Here is a 26,002-nt window from a genome sequence, read left to right as displayed (position 1 = left end):
GCAGCCGCCGAAAAAACTAGAACGTGTTTCAGTTTCATCGTACGTCGCGGTCCGGCTGGTGGACAAGCTGGGCCTCGAGACCGGCGATCAGCACCTCCATGCCGAAGTCGTAGGCGTACTTGCCGCGCAGGTCGGATATGTACTTCGTGGCCCGCTCCACCGACTCGGGCAGCGCGACTTCCGACAGCGGGGCCCGGTCGCGGGGATTCACCCGGCTGCGGCCGAACAGGTAGGTGTGGATCGTCGCGTAGGCGGCGAGCACGTTGCGGTCGGAGAACCCCGCCTCGAACAGGATCTCCATGATGGCGGCGATCAGGTCGAGCTGTTTGCCCAGCATCTGCTCGATGAGCACATCGCCGAGCCCGGGGTGCTTGCGCAGTTTCTCATCGATCTGATCGATGAGTTCGCGCAGGCGCTGCTGCCAGGGCCCGGATTCCGGCGGTGGCTTGCGCACGCCGGTGAGCGCGGCGCTGGCGACGAGGTCGAGCAGCTCGCGCTTGTCGGCCACGTAGTAGTACGGCGCCATGGGGGAGACGCCGAGTTCGCGGGAAAGTCGCCGCATCGACAGCTTTTCCACGCCATCCGCGCGAACCACGCGCAGCGCGGCCTCCACGATCTCGGACTCCGACAGTGTGTTTCCGCCCCCGCTCGCCTGCATTCGACCGACTCCCATGCCACCTCTACTGCCGCGGGCATGTGCCGCCCGTCACGTTCTGTTCAGCTGCGCTACACCCGAAGTCTAGAGTGCCGCGTTGTCGGCCGGTGGCGGTGCGGGCGGTGCCCGTGCGACCCGCGGTGGCGGCGTGCTGCCGCGGCGGCGCCGCGCGACGGCGGAAGAGTGGGTCCCATCGATTGGAACGTGTTTCACTTTTGCGGGGCTTGTCGCTATGGTGTGACAGGGACTACACAGGTGGTCGCGGTCCGTCGTCAACTCGGAGGTTCTCATGCCGCATCAGTTCATCGCACCGAGCGACACCGACGAAGCGGAGCTCGTCGAGGAGAGCCTCATCGAAGAGGTATCCATCGACGGCATGTGCGGCGTCTACTGACGGGGCGACCGGGATGCTCGATCTGGATGCCCGATGGCAACTGCATCCGAGGGTGGCGCTGCGGCCCGAGCCCTTCGGTGCGCTGCTCTACCACTTCGGCACGCGCAAGCTCTCGTTCCTGAAGAGTCCGCGCGTCGTCGAGATCGTGCGGTCGCTGCCGGAGCACGCTTCGGCGCGTTCGGCCCTGCGCGCCGCCGGTGTCGCCGACGAAGGCGCCGCGCCGTACGTGCGGGCGCTCGCGCAACTGGCCGAAGGTGACATGATCATCGGCGCGCCGGTGCTTTCGGCCGGCGCCGCGGGAGCCAAGCCCGCGCTGGCGCAGGCCGTCCGGCCGGATGCGGGGGTGGTCCCGCGGTCGGACGGCGCTGCGCCCATCGGCAGCGTGTCCACCGCCACAACCGCTGCGCCGCAAGCCGATCGGGCGGTCCGGCTGGTCGATCGTTTCGAGAGCGGCCTCGCCGCGCCGATCTGCCTCACCTGGGAGCTCACCTACGCCTGCAATCTGTCTTGTGTGCACTGCCTTTCGTCGTCGGGTCGGCGCGATCCGCGCGAGCTGAGCACCGAGCAGTGCAAGGCGCTGATCGACGAGTTCGAGCGCATGCAGGTGTTCTACGTGAACATCGGTGGCGGCGAACCCACTGTGCGCCCGGACTTCTGGGAGCTTGTCGATTACGCGACCGCGCACCACGTGGGAGTCAAGTTCTCCACCAACGGCGTTCGCATCACGCCGGAGGTCGCGGCCCGGCTGGCCGCGAGCGACTATGTGGACGTGCAGATCTCGCTGGACGGCGCGGACGCGGCGGTCAACGACGCGGTGCGCGGACCCGGCTCCTACGACATGGCGATCCGGGCGCTGGAGAACCTGTCGGCCGCCGGTTTCCGTGACGCGAAGCTCTCCGTCGTGGCGACCAGGCACAACATCGGCCAGCTGGACGAGTTCCGCGCTATCGCCGAAAAGTACGGCGCCACTTTGCGTCTCACTCGGCTGCGGCCCTCCGGGCGCGGCGCCGACGTGTGGGACGAGCTGCACCCCACCCCGGACCAGCAGCGGGTGCTCTACGACTGGCTGTTGCGCAACGGCGAGGGTGTGCTGACCGGCGACTCGTTCTTCCACCTCTCGGCCTTCGGGCAGGCGCTGCCCGGCCTGAACATGTGTGGCGCGGGTCGTGTGGTCTGCCTCGTCGACCCGCTGGGCGACGTGTACGCCTGCCCGTTCGCCATCCACGACCGCTTCCTTGCCGGAAACGTGGTGTCCGACGGCGGTTTTCGCAACGTCTGGCAGACCTCGGAGCTGTTCTCCGAGCTGCGCGCGCCCAGCGGCGGCGGCGCCTGCTCGGGGTGCGCGCACTACGACGCCTGCCGTGGTGGCTGCATGGCGGCGAAGTTCTTCACCGGACTGCCCGCCGACGGACCCGACCCGGAGTGCGTGCAGGGCTACGGCGAGGCCGCGCTCGCCGACACCGGACGGACCATTCCCCGCTCCACGGTGGACCACTCGCGCCGGGCGGCGCCACGCCGAGGCGGCGCGGCACGCAAGGCGGGGCCGATCCCACTCACCCTCTCGGCCCGGCGTCCGTCGCGCGCCTGCGACGAGAGTCCCCTGGCATGATCGCCCGCCGGTTGCCAGCCGTGCGCTGCCAGCCGGCAAGCGCAGCGGATCGAAGGTCCGTCGATGAATAGCCAACGAATTGCTGCACTGTGCGACCGAGTTGTCCGCAACTCCACCGCAACACGCCGCGGCGCGACGGGCGCACGGTCACGGGCCTATTCGCGCGGAATTCGATCTTTTTTTCGGGACCGATGATGCCCGCGCGCGAATCTCCGCCTAGCATGCCAGGAATGCGCCATGATCGACTGCCCGACGGCTTCGGGGTACGGATCGATCCACGGGTACGCGCATACTCCGGAGGACGCATCCTGATCGGGGGCTCACCCGCCAGGTTGCTACGACTTGCCCCGGAGGCCGCCGAGATGATCGGCGACGGGTACCTCGAGGTCACCGACCCCAAGTCGGCGGTTGTTGCCAGACGGCTGCTCGATTCCGGAGTCGCCAACCCGCGGCCGAGACTGCTGCCTTCGCCCGACGACGTGACCGTCATCGTGCCGCTGCACAACAACGCCGACGGCCTCGCCCGGCTGTTGACGACGCTGCGCGGCCACAACGTGATCGTCGTGGACGACGGCTCCGACCAACCGGTGCGGATCCCCGAGTCCCGGGGCACCCGTTGCCGGGTCACCGTGCTGCGCCACGACCGGCGGCAGGGCCCCTCGGCGGCCCGCAACGCCGGGCTGCGGGCGGCGACAAGCGAATTCGTCGCCTTCCTGGACTCCGACGTGGTGCCGCGCAGTGGCTGGCTCGAGGTGATGCTCGGGCACTTCAGCGATCCCGAGGTCGCCCTCGTCGCGCCGCGCATCGTGGCGCTGGATCCGGAGTCCAACGCGCTGGCCCGCTACGAGCACACCCGCTCCTCGCTGGACCTGGGCAGACGGGAAGCCGCCGTGCGCTCGCGCGGCCTGGTCTCGTACGTGCCGAGCGCCGCGCTGCTGGTGCGGCGGCAGGCGCTGCTCGCCGAGGGCGGCTTCGACGAGACCATGCGGGTCGCCGAGGACGTGGACCTGTGCTGGCGGCTGGAGCGGGCGGGCTGGCGGCTGCGCTACGAGCCCGCCGCGCACGTGGCGCACGATCACCGCGTCTCGTTCCCGTCCTGGTTCGGGCGAAAGCTGTTCTACGGCACCGGTGCGGCGCCGCTCGGCGCGCGGCACGGCGACGGCATGGTCTCGCCGCTGTCGGTGCCGTCCTGGACGGTGCTCGCCGCCGTGCTGTTCGGGACGATGTCGAAATGGGGCCTGCTGGGCGGCATCGTCACCCTCGCCACCGCGCTCGCGCGGCTGCGCAGGGTGTTCACCGCGCTGGACAACCCGACGCGCATCGCGGCCATCTACCTCGCCCGCGGGTTCTTCGCCGGGCTGTGGCGGCTGGCGTCGGCGATGTGCAGGCACTACTGGCCGGTGACCGTGCTCGCGATGCTGGTCTCGCGGCGCGTCCGGCGGATCGCGGTGACCATGGCGGTGGCCGACGGCCTCGCCGACTGGTTCACCCATCGCGACGCGGGCGGGCTCGACCCGTTCCGCTACCTGGCCTACAAGCGTCTGGACGACATCGCCTACGGCACCGGGCTCTGGCTCGGCGCCTACCGGGCGCGCAGCGTCGAGGCGCTCAAACCCACGGCGCCGTCGCGGTGAAATCCACCGCGCCGCCGCGCTGATCGTTTCTTGCCGGGCCGACGGCCCGCCCGTCGGATGAGCTGGTTCCTATGGTCGACACCCTGATCGTCGGTGGCGGCACCGCGGGCTGCGTGCTCGCCGCAAGGCTGAGCGAACAGCCGGACCACACCGTGCGCCTGCTGGAGGCGGGCCCGGTGTGGTCGGCCGCGGCCGAAATACCCGCGCCGCTGCGCGATGCCACGCGCTTGCCGATCGGGCCCGAGTCGCGGTGGCTGTGGCGATATCCCGCGACACTGGCGGCGAGCTCGGACGACGATCGCGCCGTCGAGGGGAACCTGGTGCGCGGGCGGGTGCTCGGCGGCTCGAGCACGATCAACGGCAGCTACTTCGTGCGTGCGCCCGCGGCCGATTTCGCGGCGTGGAGCGCGGCGCTCGGCGGGGCCGCGGAATGGTCCTTCGAGTCCGTGCTGCCCGCCTATCGCAAGCTCGAGGACGACCGCGACTACGGCGACCGGCCCGGCCACGGTCGCGGCGGCCCGATCCCGGTGCGCCGCATTGCCGTTCCGACGCCGGTGAGCCGCGCGTTCGCCACGGCCGCGCGCGCCGCGGGCTTCGCCGAGGTGCCCGATCTGAACGCATTGCCGGGGACAGGTCCCGCCGAAGGCGTCGGCCCGGTGCCGTGCAATGTCGACGGTGGCGCGCGGGTAGGCACCGCGTCCGCCTATCTGCTACCCGCGCTCGGCCGACCCAATCTGACCGTGCGTGGCGGAGTCGTGGTCTCGCGCATCCTTTTCCGCGGTACCAGGGCGGTCGGCGTCGACTACGAGCACGGCGAGACCACCGGCACGATGACGGCCGATCGGATCGTGCTGTGCGCGGGCGCGGTGGAGTCGGCGGCATTGCTGCTGCGGTCCGGGGTGGGGCCGCCGGATCAGCTCCAGGCGCTCGGCATACCGGTCGTGGCGCCGTCGCCCGTCGGCGTGCGGTTCGACGACCATCCCGAGATCGGTCTCGAATACCAGCTCGACGCTCCGACGCCCGCCACGGTGCCGCTGGAGTACGTGCTGAGTCTCGACGACATCGAAATCCGGCCTTACACAGTCCCGTTCGCCGGGGACCGGCACCGCATGGGCGTCGCGTTGATGCGTCCCGAGTCCGCGGGGGTGTTGCGGTTGCGCGGCCCCGATCCGCTCGTCCCGATCGGAATCGAGCACCGCTACCTCGCGGGCGCCGCCGATCGCGCGCGATTGCGGGAGGCCGTCGCACTGGCTGTCGATGTGCTGCGACGAATACCGGGTGCGTACCCGTCTCACCCGCCGCCGGAGGGCGGCGACGACGCCTGGCTTCGCGCGAATCTTTCCACCTCGCAACATCTCTCGGGAACCTGCCGGATGGGCGCCGAGCGGGACGAGCAAGCGGTGGTCGACGCGCGGTGCGCGGTGCGCGGGGTGAGCGGACTGTCCGTGGTGGATCTGTCCGTGGTTCCGGTGCCGCTGAGCCGGGGGCCGCAGGCCACGGCGGTGATGCTCGCCGAACATGCTGCGGGCTGGCTCACATCGTGAAGTGAAAGACGACTGGGTCACAAAATGAGGAGGTCCGCCCCGGGTGTGAGCTGGCGGACAAAGCGGAATAACCGCCCTTGCCCCTGAATACGCGCCGGTACAGTTTGGGTCGGAAAGAAAGGCAAATGGTCAGCAATCTTGCAGGTGGGCGGTCCCCACGGCACGGCGTCGAACCCGGCACGCAACTCGGCGCTTTGGAAGCCTATGCCGCACAAGCACACGGATATCTTAGCGCGGGTGGCGAACAGCTGTCGCAGCTAGCCGGTCTGCTGCGTCCGCTCGTGCTGGAATCCTGGCTGCGCAGCCTGCGTAGCGGCGTCGATCCGATGGACGTACTCAGCGAGCGCGGCCTGCGCGGCGCCGATCTGCGACGCTACCGCGACGCCCATCCGATGGCTGGCCTGATGCCGCTCATCGACAAATTGCTCGTCGAGGACGCGGCCCGCACGGGCTTGATCGTTTTGATCGCCGACCAATTCGGCCGGGTCCTTTGGGTACACGGCAAACCCGAACAAATCACCGCCGCGGCCGAAATCGGTTTGCGGGCGGGCGACGATCTCAGCGAACGCCGGGTCGGCACCAATGCCGTCGGTTTGGTGGTCCGCACCGGCCGTGCCGCCTGGATCCACGGGCCCGAGCATTTCCTGCACCGCATGCACCAGATCACCGGCGCCGCAGCGCCCGTGCACGATCCGGACGGCAGGCTCGTGGGCGTCCTGGTGATAGCTGGTGGTGTGCGGGTGGCGAAGCCGGAGATTCTCGCGCTGGTGAAGGCGACCGCCACCGCCGCGGAGATGGACCTCGTGCTCAGTGCGATGCGCTCGGGACGGCACGGCGGGCCTGGGCGGGACCGACCCGAACCCGCGGCGCCCGCCGAGTCGCGCGGGCTCGGGCTCGACGTCCTCGGCCTCGGGCAGCCGCAGCTGACCATCGCGGGCGATCGAGTTCCGTTGTCGCAGCGGCACGCCGAGATCCTGCTGTTGTTGGCCGAACATCCGGAAGGACTCGGCGCGGACCACCTCGCGCTGCTGCTGGACGACACCGATCTGGACAACGGGACGATTCGCGCCGCCATGTCCCGGTTGCGCTCGGTGGTCGGCCCAACCGTGTTCGGCTCGCGCCCATACAAGTTGCGCGTCCATGTCGCAACCGATGTGGAGGCGTTGCGGGCCGCGTTGGATTCCGGTGATGTCGATTCCGCATTACGTCTCTATGCCGGCCCGGTGCTGCCGCGTTCCACCGCTCCGGGAATTATCGATATTCGTGACGAACTGCGCGTCCGATTGCGCACCGCGGTTCTCGGTTCGCGCGAGGCCTCGGTGTTGCGGCGGTGGACCGCCGGTGCGGAGGGCCGCGACGACGCCGCGGCGTGGGCCGCGTACCGGTCGGTAGTAGATCGCGATTCTCCGCTGTATGCGCAGATCGAAGCCAAGATTCGGGTGCTCGATCGCCGCCTCGGCGCTGATGCAACGCGGATGCAACGTTCCGGCTCATAGTCTGCACATCCGAAAGTGCGGTAGCTCACATAGCGACCCTGTTTGTGGTCGCGCGCACAAATCTGCTCGGAGTTAACTGTCTCCCGAGATCGAGATGGACAAGCGTCCAGATTTTTTTAGCTGAACTTGTTCCTTTTTATTTCCCGACCGCCTAATGTTCGCAATGCGCGGTGACATCCGTGTGATGTAGGAAACACCACCGGGGGCGTGGACCGACCCCCCGGTAGCGGAGTTGGAGGAACGATCAAGAGTTAGGCCCGGTGGCTCCGGCCGCCGATCTCTTCTCACCCATTGTTGGATCTCGCGCCGGTGACGTCGTCACCGTCCGCGCTCTCGCCGAATCGCCTTCCGGTGGCACCCATGCCGTCTCTTTGTGCTGCCCAAAAGCGCTCGGCCAGCAGTTGTTTCGCTATCGAGGAGGCTCTGGTGCACGGTACGGAGTTGGGTGGGTTCAGCGCGCGGCCGAACGGGAACGCGGCGAGCCATACACCGTCCCCCACGCCGTTTTCGCTGGCTCCCGCACAGCTGGGCCTCTGGTACGCGCAGCTGCTCGAGCCCGAGATCCCGATCAACGTCGCGCAATACGTCGATGTGCGCGGTGAGCTGGACGCGGCTCTGCTGCAAGAGGTTTCGCGCGAGGCGGCACTCGACTACGGATCTACGCTGGTGCGGCTCGGCGAGGACGGCGGCACGCCGTACCAGTGTGTCGATCCCGAATTGGCCATCGAGATCCCGCTGATCGACTTCCGCTCACACGCGGATCCGATCGCCGCCGCGACGGAATGGATGCGCGCCGACGCCTGCGCCCCGGTGGATCTCGTGCGAGACCGCCTGTTCGCGGGCGCGGTACTGCGGGTCGCCGACCAGCGCTACTTCTGGTACCTGCGCGCCCACCACATCGTGCTCGACGGCTACGGCGCGCTGACCAACACCATGCGGGTCGCCGAGCGCTACACCGCGCGGGTGCTCGGCACCGAGCCGGAAGCGATCCGGCCGGGCAGCTTGGAAGCGCTGGTCGAGGGCGAGATCGCCTACCGGGAGAGCGGGCGCTACCAAACCGATCGCGCGCACTGGGCCGAACGAGTGGCCGGGCTGGACGGCGTGACGAGCCTGGACCCGCGCACCGCGCCGCGTGCGGCGACCAACCTCGTCGTCGGACTCGGCCTGCCCGACGAGCTGGTCGAGCGGATGAACGCCGTTGCCGAGAGCCAGGATTCGACGCTCGCGGTCGTGCTGCTCGCGGCCTTCGCCGGCTACCTCGGCCGCCTGACCGATCGCGACGACGTGGTGCTGAGTCTGCCGGTCACCGCGCGCACCACCGCCGCGATGCGGCGCTCGGCGGGCATGCTCTCCAATATCGTGCCGCTGCGGATGACGTTGGGCGCGGCCACCTGGGGTGACCTGCTGCGCGCCACCCGCGTCGAGGTCGCCGGTGCGCTGCGGCACCAGCGGTACCGGCACGAGGACATCCGCCGAGACGCCGAACACGACGGCCGCCCGGCCCGGCGCGCGCTGTTCGGGCCGCTGGCCAACATGATGCTGTTCCGTAGCGACCTCACGCTCGGCACCACGACCGGCCGGTACCACGTGCTCTCCACCGGGCCGGTGGAGGATCTGAGCCTGAACGTCTACTACGGCGAGCGCGACCGCGTGCACGTCGACTTCGAGGCGAACCCGAACCTCTACGCAGCCGACGATCTGGCCCGCCACCACGCGCGCTTCCTCCAGTACCTGGAGCGCTTGGTGGCCACGGACCTGGAAACGCCGATATCCGCGATCGACGTGACGACCGAGCTGGAAATCGAGGTGAGCACCAGGATTTGGAATGCCACCGGCTGCGACGTCGACGCGCTGCTCGCCGCCCGCGCCCCCGGCGCGCATTCGCCCGCGACGCTGGTGTCGATGTTCGAGGCGCAGGTCGCCCGCACCCCGGACGCGGTCGCGCTTCGTTTCGCGGGCGCTGAAGAAGCCACTCTGACCTACCGCGAGCTGGCCGCCCGGGTGAACCGGCTGGCCAGGTATCTCATCGAGCGCGGTGTCGGGCCGGAGAGCCTGGTCGCGCTGCACCTGCGCCGGTCGCCGGAGCTCGTCGTCGCCATGTACGCGGTGCTCACCGCGGGTGCGGCCTACGTGCCGCTGGACCCGGACCATCCGGCCGAGCGCACCGCGCACATCCTCGCCACCGCCCGCCCCGTCTGTGTCCTCGGCGCCGAGGACCTGGAGCTCTGCGCGCCGACGGTGCGGCTGGATCACCTGGATCTCTCCGAATACCAGGACGGTCCGGTGTGGGAGCGCGAACGGATCGCGGCGCTGCGACAGGACCACCCCGCTTATGTGATCTTCACCTCGGGCTCCACCGGCAAGCCCAAGGGCGTGCTGGTGACCCACGGCGCCATCGTGAACCGGCTGGTGTGGATGCAGGAGACCTACCGGCTGACACCCGCCGACGTGGTGTTGCAGAAGACGCCCGCCACTTTCGACGTGTCGGTGTGGGAGTTCTTCTGGCCCTTGCAGATCGGCGCCGAACTGGTGCTCGCGCAGCCGGACGGACACCGCGACCCGGCCTACCTGCGCAAGGTCATTGCCGAATATCGCGTCAGCGTCGCGCATTTCGTGCCTTCGATGCTGGAAGTGTTTCTGGCGCACCAGGACATCGCGCGCGAGTCGACCCTGCGAGCGGTGTTCGCGTCCGGCGAGGCTTTGCCCGCGTCGCTGGCGCAGCGACTGCGGGTGCTGACCGGCGCCCGGCTGCACAACCTGTACGGTCCCACCGAAGCCGCGGTGGACGTCACCTTTCACGAGGTGACCGATACCGATACCCTCTCGGTGCCGATCGGCGCGCCGGTGTTCAACACCCGGCTCTATGTGCTCGACTCGCGGCTGCGGCCGGTTCCGGTCGGGGCTCCGGGTGAGCTGTATCTGTCGGGGGTACAGCTCGCCCGGGGTTACGTGGCCAGGTCCGGCCTGACGGCCGAACGTTTCCTCGCCGACCCGTTCGCCGGTCCGGACGGCCCCGCCGCGCCGGGCGACCGGATGTACCGCACCGGCGACCTGGTCAGATGGATACCCGCATCGCGAAGCGATTCGATGGGGGGTGGTGGCCGGGCGACGGGTGGGCCCACCAACGGCGAGCTGGAATATCTGGGCCGCACTGATTTCCAGGTGAAGCTGCGCGGCCTGCGGATCGAGCTCGGCGAGATCGAGGCGGTGCTCGGCACGGTCGACTCGGTGGTACGCGCGGTCGTCGTGGTGCGCGACGACGCGGGCGCGGGCGAGCAGCTGGTGGCCTACGCGGTCGAGTCCGAGCCGGACACCGTGCGTCCCGAGCAGCTGCGGGCCGCGGCGGCCGCGGCGCTGCCCGGCTATATGGTGCCCGCGGCCTACGTGGTGCTCGATGCCCTGCCGGTCAACGCCTCGGGCAAATTGGATCGCGGTGCGCTGCCCGCGCCGCAGCGTCGCACCGCTGAATACCGCGCGCCGGTCACGCCGGTCGAGCAGGCGGTCGCCCGCGTGTTCGGCGAGGTGCTCGGCCGCGAATCGGTCGGCCGCGACGACGACTTCTTCGCACTCGGCGGCAACAGCCTGGTGGCCACGCAGGTGGCCGCCCGGCTGGCCGCCGACTTGGGCTGCCCGCTCGGGGTTCGCGAGTTGTTCACCGCCACCACGGTGACCGATCTCGCCGAACTGATCGAGCGGGCGGGCGGAACCGGCGGCGCGTCCGTGCCCCGCCTGCTGCGGGTGGTGCCGCGGCCGCCGCTGGTTCCGCTTTCTCTCGCGCAGCAACGGATCTGGTTCCTGAACCGATTCGAACGCTCCGCCGACTACAACATGCCGTTCGTGGTGCGGTTGCGCGGCGACGTGGACGTGACCGCGCTGCGGCTGGCGGTCGCCGACGTGGTGGCGCGGCACGAGGTGCTGCGCACCGTCTTCCCCGCCGTGCTCGACGAGCCCGGCGTCCCGGCCCAGCAGATCGTGCTGCACGACGACGAGGTCACCGTGCTCGCGGCGGCCGAGCCGATCGGCGCGGACGAGCTGGACGCGGTGCTCGCCGGTTTCGCCGCCACCGGATTCGACCTGGAGCGGGAGATCCCGCTGCGCGCCCGGTTGTTCGCCGTGGACGCCGACGGCTACGCGCTGGCCCTCGTGTTGCACCACATCGCCGCGGACGGACTTTCGCTGCGCGTGCTGGCCCGCGACGTGGCGACGGCGTACCGGGCCCGTCGGACCGGCGCCGCGCCGGACTGGGCGCCGCTCGCGGTGCAGTACGCGGACTACGGTCTGTGGCAGCGGGAGTCGCTCGGCGCGGCGTCGGACCCGGACGCGCCGCTGGCCCGTCAGCTGGCCTACTGGACCGAGGCGCTGGCCGAAGGCCCCGATCTGCTGGAGCTGCCCACCGACCGGCCGCGTCCCGCGTTCGCCACCGGACGTGGCGCGGTGTACCGCTTCGAGGTGCCCGCCGCGATCGCCGAGCGCGTCACCGCGACGGCGCGCGCCAACGGCCTTTCCGACTTCATGGTTCTGCACGCCGCGCTCGCGGTACTGCTCGCCCGGTTGTCGGGGAGCGCGGACATCGTGATCGGCACCCCGGTGGCCGGGCGCGGTGAACGCGAACTCGACGACCTGATCGGCATGTTCGTCAACACGCTCGTGCTGCGGACCCGGGTCGACGCCGCGGCGACCGGCGTGGAGTTGCTCGCCGCGGTGCGCGCGGCCGACCTCGCCGCATTCGGTCACGCGCAGGTTCCGTTCGAGCAACTGGTCGAGGCGCTGAATCCGCCGCGCTCCCAGGCCAGGCATCCGCTCTTCCAAGTGCTGCTCTCGGTCGACAATGCCGCCGACATCGAGTTCGCGCTCCCCGGAATGTCGGTGCGCACCGGTACCCTGGACACCGGGGTGACCAAGTTCGATCTCCAGCTCACGGTCACCGCAGGCTTCGCCGGTGCCGGACTCGGGGAAGGTTCGGCACCGGCGGGGGTTCCGGCCGAATTCACCTACGCCACAGATCTGTTCGACGAGGCCAGCGTCGCCGATTTCGCGCGGTGGTACCTGCGCGTGCTGGAAGGGCTGACCGGCGATGCGGAGACGGCGGTCGGTGATCTGCCGCTGCTGGATACCGCGGAATTGCGCTGGGCTATCGAGCTGGGGACGGCTCCGGAGGCGAATTCGGCGGCGGTGCTGGACTTCCCGGGTGAGCTGGGATCGGTTGCGGAGCAGAACTCGCCGGTCGAGCTGGGGTCGCCGGCGGCGCTGAACGCGTGGGCGCAGCAGGGTCCGTCGTCGGCGCGGGACTCGGCGGCGGCGGGTTTGTCGGCAGAGCTGGATGCGTCGACGGAGCAGGGTTCGTTTGCGCAGCGAGGCTCGTCGGCGGAGCTGGGTTCGTGGACGGCGCTGGGCTCGTCGGCGGTCCTGGGTTCCGCGCCCGCGACGCGCACCGCGGGGGAAACGGTGCTCGCGGCGTTCGAAGCGCAGGTCAGCCGCACCCCGGACGCCGTCGCCGTGATCGACGGCCACCGCACGCTGACCTACGCGGAATTCGCGGCCCGGGCGCGTCGGCTGGCCCGGCACCTCATCGACGCCGGGGTAGGCCCCGAGACGCTGGTCGTGCTCGGCATGCGGCGCAGCGCCGACTTCGTGATCGCCGCTTACGCGGTGCTGACCGCGGGCGGCGGGTACGTCCCGGTCGACCCGGATCAACCGGCGGCTCGGATCGCCCACGTGCTGGCCGCCGCGCGCCCGGCGTGCGTGCTGACCCGGTCCGCCGACGGCTGGGCGTCGGAAGACGTCCCGGTCATCGAGGTGGACACGCTCGACCTCACGGAGTACCCGGCCGCTCCGGTGCTCGACGGCGAACGCCAGCGCCCGCTGCGCGCCGCCGACACCGCCTACGTGATCTTCACCTCCGGCTCCACCGGACGCCCGAAAGGCGTTGCGGTGCAGCACGGCTCGATGGTGAATCAGATCCGCTGGATCGTCGGCGAATACGGTGTCGGCCCCGCCGATGTGGTGCTGTTCAAGACACCTGCGACCTTCGACGTCTCGATCTGGGAACTGTTCGCGCCGTTGACGAGCGGCGCGCGACTGGTGGTCGCGGCGCACGACGGGCACCGCGACAGCGCTTACCTCGCGTCGACCATCGCCGCGCACGGCGTCACGATGACCTCCTTCGTCCCCTCGATGCTCACGGTGTTCGCCGCGGCCGCGCCCGCCGCCTCGCTCGCCAGCCTGCGCACCGTCCTCGTCGCGGGCGAGGCGATGACCGGTGAGGCCGCCGCGTCCTTCGCCGCCGTCAGCCGCGCCGAACTGCACAACCTCTACGGGCCGACCGAATTCACCGTGCATGCCACGCACGCACCCGTCACCGCGACGGCGGGTCCGACCCCGATCGGGCGGCCGGTGCGCGCCAGCCAGGTGCTCGTGCTGGACGGCCGGCTGCGACCAGTGCCGGAAACCGTTGTCGGCGAGTTGTATCTGTCGGGGATACAGGTCGCGCGCGGCTACCACGGCCGCGCCGAGCTGAGCGCCGAACGGTTCGTCGCCAATCCGTACGGACCCGCGGGCGCGCGCATGTATCGCACCGGCGATCTGGTGCGGCGCAACCGGGATGGACAGCTGGAATACCTGGGGCGCAGCGATTTCCAGGTGAAGCTGCGTGGCCAGCGCATCGAGCTCGGCGAGATCGAGGCCGCCCTGCTCGCCGCCGCCGATGTGCGCGCCGCCGCGGTGCGGGTCTTCGCCCATCCGGCCGGTGAGCTGCTGGTGGCGTACGTGGTGACCGACCTCCCGGAGGACGAGGTGGCCGCGGTACTGACGAGCAGGCTGCGCGCGGCGCTGCCGTCCTACATGGTGCCGACCGCTTACGTCGCTCTGACGGCCATGCCGCTGACCACCTCGGGCAAGCTGGATCGCAACGCGTTGCCCGATCCGGTTCTGGCGGCCAAGGAGTTTCGCGCTCCCGGCACCCCGGCCGAACGGACGGTCGCCGAGGTGTTCGCCGAAGTGCTCGAGCTCGACCGCGTCGGCCTGGACGACGACTTCTTCGCGGTGGGCGGAAACTCGTTGGTGGCCACCCGAATCGCCGCGCGGCTCGCGGCACGGGCCGAAGTCGACGTGCCGGTCCGGCTACTCTTCGAACATCCCACCGTGGCCGCGCTGGCCGCCGCGCTCGCCGACGCGCGGACCACACGCACCCGTTTTCCGCTGGTCGCCGCCGAGCGCCCCGACTTCGTGCCGCTGTCCTACGCGCAGCAGCGGATGTGGTTCCTGAACCAGTTCGACGCGGCCTCCACGGCGAACAACCTGACCGCCGCGGTGCGCCTCACCGGCCCGCTGGACCGGGCGGCGCTGGCCGCTGCCGTCAGCGATGTCGTCGCCAGGCACGAGGCGTTGCGCACCAGGTACCCGGCCGTCGACGGCATCGCACGGCAAGAGGTACTGCCCGCCGACCGAGGCCCCGTCTTGGCGGTCGATGACGAAGCCGGTGACCTGCTCGAACGGGTACGCGACCTCGCCGCAACACCTTTCGTCGTGCCCCAAGCGCCGCCGGTGCGACTGACGCTGCTGCGCTGCGCCGACGATCTGTGGCGCACCGGCCCTGGCGGAGGGCATCGTGATGCCCGCGCCGCCGTGGTGGACGACGAACACGTGCTGGTCGTCGCCCTGCACCACATCACGGCGGACGGCTGGTCCATCGCGCCCTTCACGCGGGACCTGTTGCGCGCCTACGCCGCCCGCCGCGACGGCGCCGCGCCGGACTGGTCGCTCCTCCCGGTGCAGTACGCCGACTACACGCTGTGGCAGCGCCGAACCCTGGGCTCGGCGGACGATCCCGGCTCGCTGCTGGCCGAGCAACTGCGCTTCTGGTCCGCCGAACTGGCCGACCTGCCCGATCTGCTCGCCCTGCCCGCCGATCGGCCGCGCCCCGCAGCCGCTTCGGGGCGCGGCGCGCGCTACCCCTTCCGCATCCCCGCCGCGACCCACAGCCGCCTGCGCGAGATCGCCGAGTCCGCGAACGCCTCGCTGTTCATGGTGCTGCACGCGGCCTTCGCCGCCGCGCTGGCGAAGCTTTCCGGCCAGCACGACATCGCGCTCGGCACCCCGGTGGCGGGCCGCGGTGACCAGGCGCTCGATGAGCTGGTCGGCATGTTCGTCAACACCCTGGTGCTGCGCGCCGACGTGCGCCCCGACCGCACCTTCGCCGAACTGGTCGCGGCCGTGCGCGACGGCGACCTGCGCGCGTTCGCGAACGCCGACGTGCCGTTCGAGCGGCTGGTCGAGGCGCTCGAACCCGAGCGGTCGGCGGCAAGGCACCCGCTGTTCCAGGTGATGCTGGACTTTCAGAACACCGCGAGCGCCGCCGTCGAGCTGGCGGGGTTGCGCGTCGATCGGCTCGACATCGACACGCGCACAGCCAAATTCGATCTGCAGCTGACCCTCGCCGAGACGGCCGACGGCCTCGACGCCGCCTTCGAGTACGCGACCGACCTGTTCGACGCCGACACCGTCGCCGCGTTCGCGGCCCGGTTGCAGCGCGTGCTCGACGCGGTCTGCGCCGACCCAGGGGTGCTCGTCGGCGATATCGACACGCTCTCGGCCGGTGAGCGCACGCGACTGCTCGGCTCCTGGAACGCCACCGCGCGCGCCCTCGACCCCGCCGCGACGCTGGTGTCGCTGTTCGAGGCGCAGGTCGGACGCACGCCGGACGCGGTCGCGGTGAGCTTCGATGGCGAGTCGCTGGCCCACCTGGCGCCCGACCATCACCTCTCGTCGAGTCGCGACGCGACGCTTGCCCATCCGTCGCCCGACCACCTCTCACCGAGTCGCGACGCGACGCTGACCTATTCCGAGTTCGCGGCCCGGGTCAACCGCCTGGCCCGGCTGCTGGTGTCCATCGGCGTCGGCCCCGAGAGCACCGTGGCGATCGGCATGCGCCGCTCGGTGGACCTGGTCGTCGCCATGTACGCGGTGCTGACCGCGGGCGGCGCCTACGTCCCGGTGGACCCGGACCATCCGGCCGAGCGCATCGAGCACGTGCTGCGCGGGGCGCGGCCGGTGTGTGTGCTCAGCCGCACGGGCGACGGCCTGGTTCTCACGCCCTCCGAGCGCGATTCGCGGGTGTGGGCGGTGCTGGACGTCGACCAGTTCGACACCACCGACTACTCCGACGCCCCGCTGACCGACGCTGACCGGCTCGGTGCGCTCGTCCCGGGCAACGCGGCCTACGTCCTGTTCACCTCGGGGTCGACCGGCGAGCCCAAGGGCGTCGCCGTGTCGCACGCGGCGATCGTCAACCGGCTGCTGTGGATGCAGGCCGAGTACGAACTCACGGCCGAGGATGTCGTCCTCCAGAAGACGCCCGCGACGTTCGACGTCTCCGTGTGGGAGTTCTTCTGGCCGTTGCAGGTCGGCGCGAAGCTGGCCGTGGCGCGCCCGGACGGCCACCGCGACCCGCGCTACCTGGCCGAACTCATCGGCCGGGAACGGGTGTCGGTGACGCACTTCGTGCCGTCGATGCTCGCGGTGTTCGTCGCGGAACCGGAAGCGGCGCGGTGTGATTCGCTGCGCATGGTGTTCGCCTCCGGCGAGACGCTGACGCCGGGCCCCGCGCAGCGGCTGCGCACGCTGACCGGCGCTCGGCTGCACAATCTGTACGGGCCGACCGAAGCGGCCGTGGACGTCACCTACCACGAGGTCTCCGACGCCGACATCGACAGCGTGCCGATCGGCGTTCCGGTAGCCAATACCCGCGTGTACGTGCTGGATTCGCGCCTGCGTCCGGTGCCGGTCGGTGTGCCGGGCGAGCTGTACCTCGCGGGCGCGCAGCTGGCGCGCGGGTACGTCCGGCGGCCAGGCCTGACCGCGGACCGGTTCGTGGCCAACCCGTTCGCCTCTGCCGAGCGCATGTACCGCACCGGCGATCTCGTGCGATGGATGCCTGCGCGAAGCGATTCGATGGGGAGCGGTAGAACGGGTGGACCCGAGCGCGGTGAGCTGGAGTACCTGGGCCGCACCGATTTCCAGGTCAAGCTGCGCGGTCTGCGCATCGAGCTCGGCGAGATCGAGGCCGCGCTGGCCGCGCTGCCGGAGATCGACCAAGCCGTGGTCGTGGTGCGCGACGATTCCCAGCTCGTCGCATACCTGATAGGCACGCCCGCCATCGACGCCGAATCGCTGAAATCGGCATTGGCGCAGCGCATTCCGGCATACATGGTGCCCTCGGCGTTCGTGCCGATGGACGAGTTCCCGCTCAACGCCTCCGGCAAGCTCGACCGCAAGGCGCTGCCAGCGCCGGTGTTCGAGGCGGCGGCGTTCCGCGCGCCGGTGACGCCCGCGCAGCAGATCGTCGCGCGCGTCTTCGCCGATGTGCTCGGCGCGCCGCGAGTCGGACTCGACGACGACTTCTTCGCGCTCGGCGGCAACTCGCTCACCGCGACCCGGGTGGTGGCCCGGCTCGGCGCCGCGCTGGACACCCAGCTGCCGGTCCGGCTGCTCTTCGACGCGCCCACCGTGCATGCCCTGGCGACGCGGGCGGAAGCGCTGCGCGGTCGCGGCGGGCGTCCCGCGCTCACCACGCGCCCGCGGCCGGAGCGGTTGCCGCTCTCGCCCGCGCAGCAGCGGATCTGGTTCCTGAACCGCTTCCTCGCCGACGCCGACGGGCCGGGCGACGCGGTGAGCAACATCCCGGTCGCGCTCCGGCTCGGCGGTGACCTCGATGCCGAGGCGCTCGCCGCGGCGCTCGGCGATGTCGTCGAACGGCACGAGGCGCTGCGCACCGTGTATCCGGCCGGACCCGACGGCGCCGAGCAGGTGATTCTGCCGCGCCGCACGCCCGTGCTGCGCCGCGAAGCGGTGGCGGAGCCGGCGCTATTCGAGCGGCTCGCCGCGTGCGCCGCTGTCACTTTCGATCTCACCGAAGAGATGCCCCTGCGCGCCCACCTGTTCGCGCTGACCGGAACCGGAACGGCCGAGCACGTGCTGCTGCTCGTGCTGCACCACATCTCGGCCGACGGATTCTCGCTCGGCCCGCTGGCCACCGACCTGATGACCGCCTACGCCGCCCGCCGTGACGGCAGCGCGCCGCAGTGGGCTCCGCTGCCCGTGCAGTATGCGGACTACACCCTGTGGCAGTCCGAAATCCTCGGCGACGCCGACGATCCCGAGTCCCGCGCGCACCGCCAGCTGGAGTTCTGGCGGCGCGCACTCGACGACCTGCCCGATCAGCTGGAGCTGCCCGCCGACCGCAAACGTCCGGCCGTGTCCACCCACCGCGGCGCGACGCACCGGCTGCGCATCGACTCCGACCTGCACAGCGAACTGCGCGAGCTGGCACGTAAGCGGGAGACGACGCTGTTCAGCACCGTGCACGCGGCGCTCGCGGTGTTGCTCGCCCGGCTGTCGGGCAGCGCGGACGTCGCCATCGGCACCCCGGTCGCCGGGCGCGGCGAGGCCGAACTCGACGGCTTGGTCGGCATGTTCGTCAACACCCTGGTGCTGCGCAGCCGCATCGATCCGCGCGCCCGGTTCGAGACCGTCCTCGACGAGGTCAGAGCGCGCGATCTGGAGGCGCTCGCGCACGCCGACCTGCCCTTCGAGCGGCTGGTCGAACTGGTCGCCCCGAACCGGGCGCGCAACCGCCACCCGCTGTTCCAAGTGGCGCTCACCATGCAGAACTTCACCGCGCCCGTGCTCGAGCTCGCCGGACTCCGGGTGCGTCCGGTCGAGCTGGACGCGGTCGCGGCCGAGTTCGACCTCCAGTTCACCGTGCTCGCCGCCGACGACGCGGACGGCCGCGCCGATGGCATCGATATCGAGATCACCTACGCCACCGATCTTTTCGACCACGAGACGATCGCGGTGCTGGCCCGCCGTTTCACCCAGGTGCTCGCCGCGGTCGCCGCGGACGCGACGGTGGTGGTCGGCGACATCCAGCTGCTCTCCGCGGAGGAGCAGCGGCGGGCACTGGTCGAATGGGCTTGCACCGGAGCAGATCTGGCGGTCACCGACGAGACGCTGGTGGACCGCTTCCGCCGCGCCGCCGCGCTCGACCCGGCGGCAGTCGCGGTGCGCGCGGGCGAGGACGTGCTGACCTACGGCGAGCTGGCCGCCAAGGCGAATCGGCTGGCTCGTCGGCTGATCGCCGCGGGTGCCGGGCCGGAAACCCTGGTGGCGGTGGCGCTTCCGCGTTCGGTCGACCTGGTCGTCGCGTTGCTGGCCGTCCTGGAGGCGGGCGGCGCCTACCTGCCGATCGACCCCGACTATCCGGCCGACCGCATCGAGTACATGATCGACGACGCGCGCCCGATCTGCGCGGTCGGCTCCGCGGCGACGGACCTGCCGCGCGACTGGTTCGGCGGCCCGGTGCTGGATGTGCACGCCGACCCCGAGTCGGTGAGCGCCGAGCCGCTGACCGACGCCGACCGCCGCGCGCCGCTGGACCCGGCGCAGACCGCCTACGTCATCTACACCTCCGGGTCCACCGGCCGTCCCAAGGGCGTCGTCGTCCCGCACCGCAATGTGCTGCGGCTGCTGGACAACACCCGGCGTCACTTCGAGTTCGGGCCGTCGGACGTGTGGACGATGTTCCACTCCTATGCCTTCGACTTCTCGGTGTGGGAGCTGTGGGGCGCGCTGCTGCACGGCGGTGAACTCGTGGTGGTGGACTACTTCACGTCGCGCTCGCCCGAGCAGTTCCGTCGCCTGCTCGTCGAGCGCGGGGTGACGGTGCTGAACCAGACGCCGTCGGCCTTCTACCAGCTCATCGCCGCCGACGCCGCGGCCGAGCCCGCCGAATTCGCCTTGCGGCAGGTGGTTTTCGGCGGCGAGGCGCTGGAGCCGCAGCGGCTGGCCGGATGGTTTGCGCGGTATCCCGACGGGCCACGCCTGGTGAACATGTACGGCATCACCGAGACCACGGTGCACGTGTCGTATCGTCCGATCGAGCCGGGCGCGGGCTCGGCCAGCGTCATCGGCGGCGCGATTCCCGGCCTCGCGGTGCGGGTGCTCGACGCGCGGCTGCGGCCGGTCCCGGTGGGCGTGCCCGGCGAGATCTACGTCTCCGGCGGCCAGCTCGCCCGCGGCTATCTCGGCAGGCCCGCGCTCACCGCGAGCCGCTTCGTCGCCGACCCCTACGCAGCGGACGGCTCGCTCGCCTACCGCTCCGGCGACCTGGCGCGCTGGACCCCCGACGGCGAGCTGGAATACCTCGGCCGCGCCGACCAGCAGGTGAACTTGCGCGGGTTCCGCATCGAGCTCGGTGAGATCGAGGCGGCCGTGCTGGATACCGGCGCGGTCCGCGAGGCCGCGGTGGTGGTGCGCACCGATCTGGTGGACGAGGCGCGCATCGTTGCCTACGTCGTGGCCGACGGCCCGGTGGACGCGGCCGCGCTCCGCGGAGAACTGGCGCGGACGCTGCCCGAGCACATGGTGCCCGCCGCGATCGTCGCGCTGGAGCGAATCCCGTTGACTGTTAACGGCAAACTCGATCGCGCCGCGCTGCCCGCACCGGTCTTCGCGTCGACGGCCTACCGCAAGCCGGGCACGGTCGTCGAGGAGATCGTGGCCGGGGTGTACGCCGACGTGCTCGGCCTGGCCGCCGACGCGCGCCGGGTCGGCGCCGACGACGACTTCTTCGCGCTGGGCGGCAGCTCCCTGCTCGCCGCCAAGGCCGCCGCCCGGATCGGCGCGGCGCTGGGCGAACCGGTCGGCGTGCGCGCGCTGTTCGAGGCGCCGCGGGTCGCCGAACTCGCCGCGACCGTGAGCGCGGGCGAGGCCGGAACCGCGCGGCCGCCGCTGGTGGCCGGTGCGCGCCCGGAGACGCTGCCGCTCTCGCCCGCGCAGCGGCGGATGTGGTTTCTGAACCGTTTCGACGGCGCGTCCGTCGCCTACAACATCCCGCTGGCGCTGCGGCTGACCGGCGACGTGAACGTCGCGGCGCTCCAATCGGCGCTGGCCGACGTCATCGGCAGGCACGAAGCGCTGCGCACCACATACCCGGAGGCGGACGGCGTGCCGACGCAGCGCATTCTGCCTGCGGCGCAGGCAGTTCCGGCGCTGTATTCCGTCGACGTCACCGAAGCCGCACTGCCGGAGCGCGTTCGGGAGCTGGCGAGTTCGGCCTTCGATGTCACCGCCGAGATCCCTCTGCGCATGAGGTTGTTCCGGATCGGATCCGCCGATTACGTGCTGGCCGGCGTGCTACACCACATCGCCGCCGACGGATCTTCCGTCGCGCCGTTCGTGCGCGATCTGATGACGGCCTACACCGCGCGCTTGGACGACCGCGCGCCGTGCTGGTCGCCGCTGGCGGTGCAATACGCGGACTACGCGCTCTGGCAGGGGGAACTGCTCGGCGCGGAGGACGATCCGGATTCTCGCGCCACCGAGCAGATCGCCTACTGGACCGAGGCGTTGGCCGGACTGCCCGATCAGCTCGCGCTGCCCACCGATCACCCGCGCCCGGCGCGGCAGAGTCTGCGCGGCGCGAAGACGACCCGGCCGGTGCCGCCGCGGTTGCACGAGCAGCTGATCGGCCTCGGACGCGTGCACGGTGCGACGCTGTTCATGGTTGTGCACGCCGCGTTCGCCGGGCTGCTCGCCCGGTTGTCGGGCACCGGCGACATCGCCGTCGGCACCCCGATCGCCGGGCGCGGCGAGGCCGAACTCGACGACGTGATCGGCATGTTCGTCAACACCCTGGTGCTGCGCACGCGCGTCGAAGGCGGACAGACCTTCGCCGAGCTGCTCGGGCAGGCCCGAGGCGCCGACATCGCCGCCTTCTCGCACGCCGACGTGCCGTTCGAGCGACTTGTCGAGGTGCTCGAGCCGCAGCGCTCCACCGCGCGGCACCCGCTGTTCCAGGTCGGCTACTCGTTCCAGAACCACGAGCGCGGCGAGCTGCGGCTGCCCGGGCTCACGGTGCACGAGCTCGAATTCGACAACGGCGTCGCGCAATTCGACCTGCACCTGTTCGCCGTCGACCGATACGCCGCGGACGGCACGCCGGAGGGCATCGAGCTGACGCTCGGCTACGCGACCGATCTGTTCGAGTCCGCGACCGCCGAACGGGCGATCGGCCGACTGGTGGATGTGCTGGAATGCGTTGTCGCACAGCCCGGCACCCTGGTGGGAGAGCTGGATATGCTCGGCGAGGAGCGTGCCCGCGTACTGGGGGAGTGGAACGCCACGGCCCATCCGGTCGAGCCGGTGACGCTCGCCGATCTGGTGGACCGGCAGGCGGCACGGACACCGAACGCGGCCGCGCTGGTCGACGCCGACACCGGAAAGACGCTGAGCTACGCCGAGTTCGATGCTCGCGTGAACCGGCTGGCACGGGCGTTGATCGGTCATGGCGTCGGCCCGGAGCGCACGGTGGTGCTGGCCATGCGCCGGTCCGTCGAGCTGGTGATCGCCATGTACGCGGTGGTGCGAGCGGGTGGCGCGTACGTGCCGGTCGATCCGGATCACCCGGCCGACCGCATCGCCTACATCGTCGACACCGCCGCGCCGGTTTGCGCGCTCACCACCGTGGCCGACGGCATGCCGATCGAGACCTCGGTGCGGGTGCTGGAGGTGGACTGGCTCGAGGCGGCGCACCGATCGGCGGCGCCCGTCACGGACGGCGAGCGGATTCGGCCGCTGCGCCCGGAACACCCGGCCTACGTCGTCTTCACCTCCGGCTCGACCGGGCGGCCGAAGGGCGTCACCGTTCCGCACGCGGCGATCGTCAACCAGTTGGTCTGGCTGCGTGAGCGTTTCGCGCTCGGCGCGACCGACCGGACACTGTTGAAGACCCCCGCGACCTTCGATCTCTCGGTGTGGGAGTTCTGGTCCCCGCTGGTCACCGGCGGCGCGCTGGTGGTGACCCGGCCCGGCGACGAGCGCGACCCGGACCGGTTGCGCGCGCTGATGGCGCGGCACGGCGTGACGGTGCTGTACGCGGTGCCGTCCCTGGTCGGCATGCTGCTCGCCGCGACGCCGGATGCCCCGCTGCCCGCCGGGATGCGGCAGGTGTTCGCCATCGGCGAGGCGCTGGCGCCCGCTACCGCCGCTGAGTTTCTCGATAGAGCGGCAGGCACGCGGCTGCACAACCTCTACGGACCCACCGAGGCGGCGGTCTCGATCACCGCGCACGAGGTGGTCGCGCGGCCGAGCCGGACGGTGCCGATCGGCGCGCCCGCGTGGAACAGCCGGGTGTACGTGCTGGACGGCAGACTCCAGCCGGTCGCGGTCGGCGTCGCGGGCGAATTGTATTTGGCTGGCGTGCAATTGGCGCGCGGCTATCAGGGCAGGCCTGGGCTGACGGCGGACCGTTTCGTCGCGGACCCGTTTACCGGGGCGTCGCGGATGTACCGCACCGGCGATATCGTCCGGTGGCGCGCCGACGGCGAGCTCGAATACCTGGAGCGGGCCGATTTCCAGGTCAAGATCGGCGGTTTCCGCATCGAGCTCGGCGAGGTCGAGTCGGCGCTGCTGCGCCTGCCCGAGGTCCGGGCCGCGGTGGCGGTCGCCAAGACGGACGAGCGGGCGGGCGCGCGACTGGTCGCGTACGTCGTACTGGGTGACGGGCACGCCGAATCCGCAGCGGACCTGCGCGCGACACTCGCGACGCGGCTGCCGACCTATATGGTGCCCGCCGCCATCGTCGTGCTGGATTCCTTGCCGCTCAACGCCAATGGCAAGGTCGATCGCGCGAAGTTGCCCGAGCCGGTGTTCGCCGAGGCGGCCTTCCGCGCACCGGCCACCGAACTGGAGCGATTGGTCGCCGCCACCTTCGGCGAGGTGATCGACGGTGCGCACGACCCTGAGGCCAGCCGGGTCGGCGCCGACACCGACTTCTTCGCTCTCGGCGGCAATTCCCTGCTCGCGACGCGGCTCGCGGCCCGGCTCGGCGCCGAACTCGGCGTACGGGTGCCGGTCGCCGCGGTGTTCGAGGAGCCGACGGTGGCCGGGCTCGCCCTGCGGCTCGCCGAGCTGGACGACGCCGAAGCGCGACCCGCCCTCGTACGGCGCGACCACAGCCGCCCGGCCCGCCTCGCTCCGGCGCAGCAGCGCATGTGGGTGGTGAACCGGCTCGCTCCGGACTCCGCCGCGTACAACATCCCCGCCGCCATCCGGCTCACCGGCGCACTGAACCACGACGCGCTGACGGCGGCCGCCCGGGACGTCCTCGCGCGGCACGAGGCGCTGCGCACCCGCTATCCGGACCTGCCGGAAGGCCCGGTGCAGGACGTGTTGGACGCCGCCGCGGTGTCCTTCGACCTGACGCCGATTCCGGTACCGCCCACCGAGATCGACGCCCGCATCGCCGAATTCGTCGCCCTCGGCTTCGACGTGACCGTCGCACCTCCGGTCCGTGCCGCGCTGTTCGCATCGGCCGCCGACGAGCACGTCCTGGTCGTCGTGCTGCACCACATCTGCGCGGACGGCTACTCCATCGCACCGCTGACCGGGGATCTGGTCCGCGCCTACGCCGACCGCGCGGCGGGCCGCGCGCCCTGCTGGACTCCGCTCGCGATCCAGTACGGCGACTACAGCGAATGGCAGCACGCTCTGCTCGGCGCCGCGGACGACCCCGATTCGTCGCACGCACGGCAACTCGACCACTGGACAACAGAATTGGCGGGGGCGCCCGAAGTCGTGGCGCTACCGACCGATCGTCCACGCCCGGCGCACCGCGATATGCACGGCGGGGCTGTCGATTTCGAGGTCGACGCCGAGTTGACGACCTCGCTCGAGCTGATCGCGCGTGAGCACGGCACCACGCTGTTCACCCTGATGCACGCCGCGCTCGCGGTGCTGCTGGCCAAACTGTCCGGCACGTCCGACATCACCATCGGCGCACCGGTGGCCGGGCGCGGCGCGGCCGAACTCGACGATCTGATCGGCATGTTCGTCAACACCGTCGCGTTGCGCACCGAGATCGACCCGCGCTCCCGCTTCGCCGATCTGCTCCGCCAAGCCAGGGATCGCGACCTGGCCGCGCTCTCGCACGCCGACGTGCCCTTCGATCAGGTGGTCGAAGCCATGGGCCGCACCAGATCCAGCGCCTACACGCCGCTGTTCCAGGTGATGTTCACCTTCCAGAACATGCCCACCGGCCGGGTCGAACTGCCGGGCCTCGCGGTCGAAGTCCTCGATCCCGCGCCGGACGAGGCGAAATTCGACCTACAGCTCACCGGCATCGAGCGCTTCGACGCCGACGGTGCGCGCACCGGTATGGGGCTCCGATTCGGCTATGCCACGGATATTTTCGATGCGGCGACCGTCGAGCGATATGCCGAACGACTGCTGCTGGTGCTCGCCGCGGTAGCGGCGGACCCGACCGTCGCGATCCGCGCCATCGACATCCGCACCGACGGCGAGCAGCACCCCTCGGCAGCGCCGACGGCAACGGTCGCCGACCTGCCGGAGCTGATCGCGTCGGCCGCCGCTGTCGCTCCCGGCGCGCTCGCCTTCAGCCACGGCGCGCACCGGGTGTCCTACGCCGACCTCGCCGCGAAGCTGACCACCGTGGCCAAGGCCATGGGCGCGGCGGCGACACCGGAAGTCCTCATCAACGTCTCGCTCGCCGGGCTGGTGCCCGGCGTGCTCGCGGCGCTCGGCGGCGATGGCCTCGCCGCCGCGCTGCACCGCCTCCTCGCCGAGGCTCAGGCCGTGGTCTCCGAAAGGAATTAGC

General features: G+C 71.0%; 7 protein-coding genes and 1 pseudogene. 7 read left to right on the top strand and 1 reads right to left on the bottom strand.

The annotated features are described in order from the left end of the window. Positions 1-34: 34 nt before the first annotated feature. Complete coding sequence (gene mftR2, locus T333_RS13655; RefSeq protein WP_245910086.1) at positions 35-673, bottom strand: mycofactocin system transcriptional regulator MftR2; 639 nt, start codon at positions 671-673, stop codon at positions 35-37. 271 nt (positions 674-944) lie between these two features. Here mftR2 and mftA point away from each other — a divergent pair, with 271 nt between their 5' ends. The 7 genes and pseudogenes from mftA to T333_RS13620 all read left to right on the top strand — a co-directional run bounded on the left by mftA (position 945) and on the right by T333_RS13620 (position 26,001). Further along, the gene (gene mftA, locus T333_RS13650) at positions 945-1,049 is read left to right on the top strand and encodes a mycofactocin precursor MftA (RefSeq protein ID WP_067784055.1); all 105 of its coding nucleotides are present in this window, start codon (positions 945-947) and stop codon (positions 1,047-1,049) included. Positions 1,050-1,062: 13 nt separating this feature from the next. Beyond that, a pseudogene (gene mftB / locus T333_RS13645) lies at positions 1,063-1,302 on the top strand (mycofactocin biosynthesis chaperone MftB); the annotation flags it as partial. Positions 1,303-1,422: 120 nt separating this feature from the next. Beyond that, positions 1,423-2,658: a mycofactocin radical SAM maturase gene (gene mftC, locus T333_RS13640; RefSeq protein ID WP_496424793.1), complete on the top strand. Its 1,236-nt coding sequence runs from the start codon at positions 1,423-1,425 to the stop codon at positions 2,656-2,658. A gap of 230 nt (positions 2,659-2,888) precedes the next feature. Further along, a complete protein-coding gene (gene mftF / locus T333_RS13635) occupies positions 2,889-4,292 on the top strand; it encodes a mycofactocin biosynthesis glycosyltransferase MftF (protein ID WP_354998969.1) in 1,404 nt (467 codons plus the stop codon). 71 nt (positions 4,293-4,363) lie between these two features. After that, a complete protein-coding gene (gene mftG, locus T333_RS13630) occupies positions 4,364-5,836 on the top strand; it encodes a mycofactocin dehydrogenase MftG (protein ID WP_496424635.1) in 1,473 nt (490 codons plus the stop codon). Positions 5,837-5,961: 125 nt separating this feature from the next. Continuing rightward, positions 5,962-7,332 (top strand): GAF domain-containing protein, encoded by a 1,371-nt coding sequence (locus tag T333_RS13625; RefSeq protein WP_354998971.1) that lies wholly within the window; start codon positions 5,962-5,964, stop codon positions 7,330-7,332. A gap of 426 nt (positions 7,333-7,758) precedes the next feature. After that, complete coding sequence (locus tag T333_RS13620) at positions 7,759-26,001, top strand: non-ribosomal peptide synthase/polyketide synthase (RefSeq protein ID WP_496424634.1); 18,243 nt, start codon at positions 7,759-7,761, stop codon at positions 25,999-26,001. Position 26,002 lies beyond the last annotated feature (1 nt).

It is taken from the genome of Nocardia sp. CNS-044, assembly GCF_059570515.1.
Note: the sequence above shows the minus strand (reverse complement) of the source record. Positions and strands in the feature narration are given on the sequence as shown.

Excerpts from the sequence above, each read along its gene's own strand:
- mftR2 (WP_245910086.1), bottom strand. The coding sequence starts at position 673 with ATGGGAGTCGGTCGAATGCAGGCGAGCGGGGGCGGAAACACACTGTCG.
- mftA (WP_067784055.1), top strand. The coding sequence starts at position 945 with ATGCCGCATCAGTTCATCGCACCGAGCGACACCGACGAAGCGGAGCTC.
- mftF (WP_354998969.1), top strand. The coding sequence starts at position 2,889 with ATGCGCCATGATCGACTGCCCGACGGCTTCGGGGTACGGATCGATCCA.
- mftG (WP_496424635.1), top strand. The coding sequence starts at position 4,364 with ATGGTCGACACCCTGATCGTCGGTGGCGGCACCGCGGGCTGCGTGCTC.
- T333_RS13625 (WP_354998971.1), top strand. The coding sequence starts at position 5,962 with ATGGTCAGCAATCTTGCAGGTGGGCGGTCCCCACGGCACGGCGTCGAA.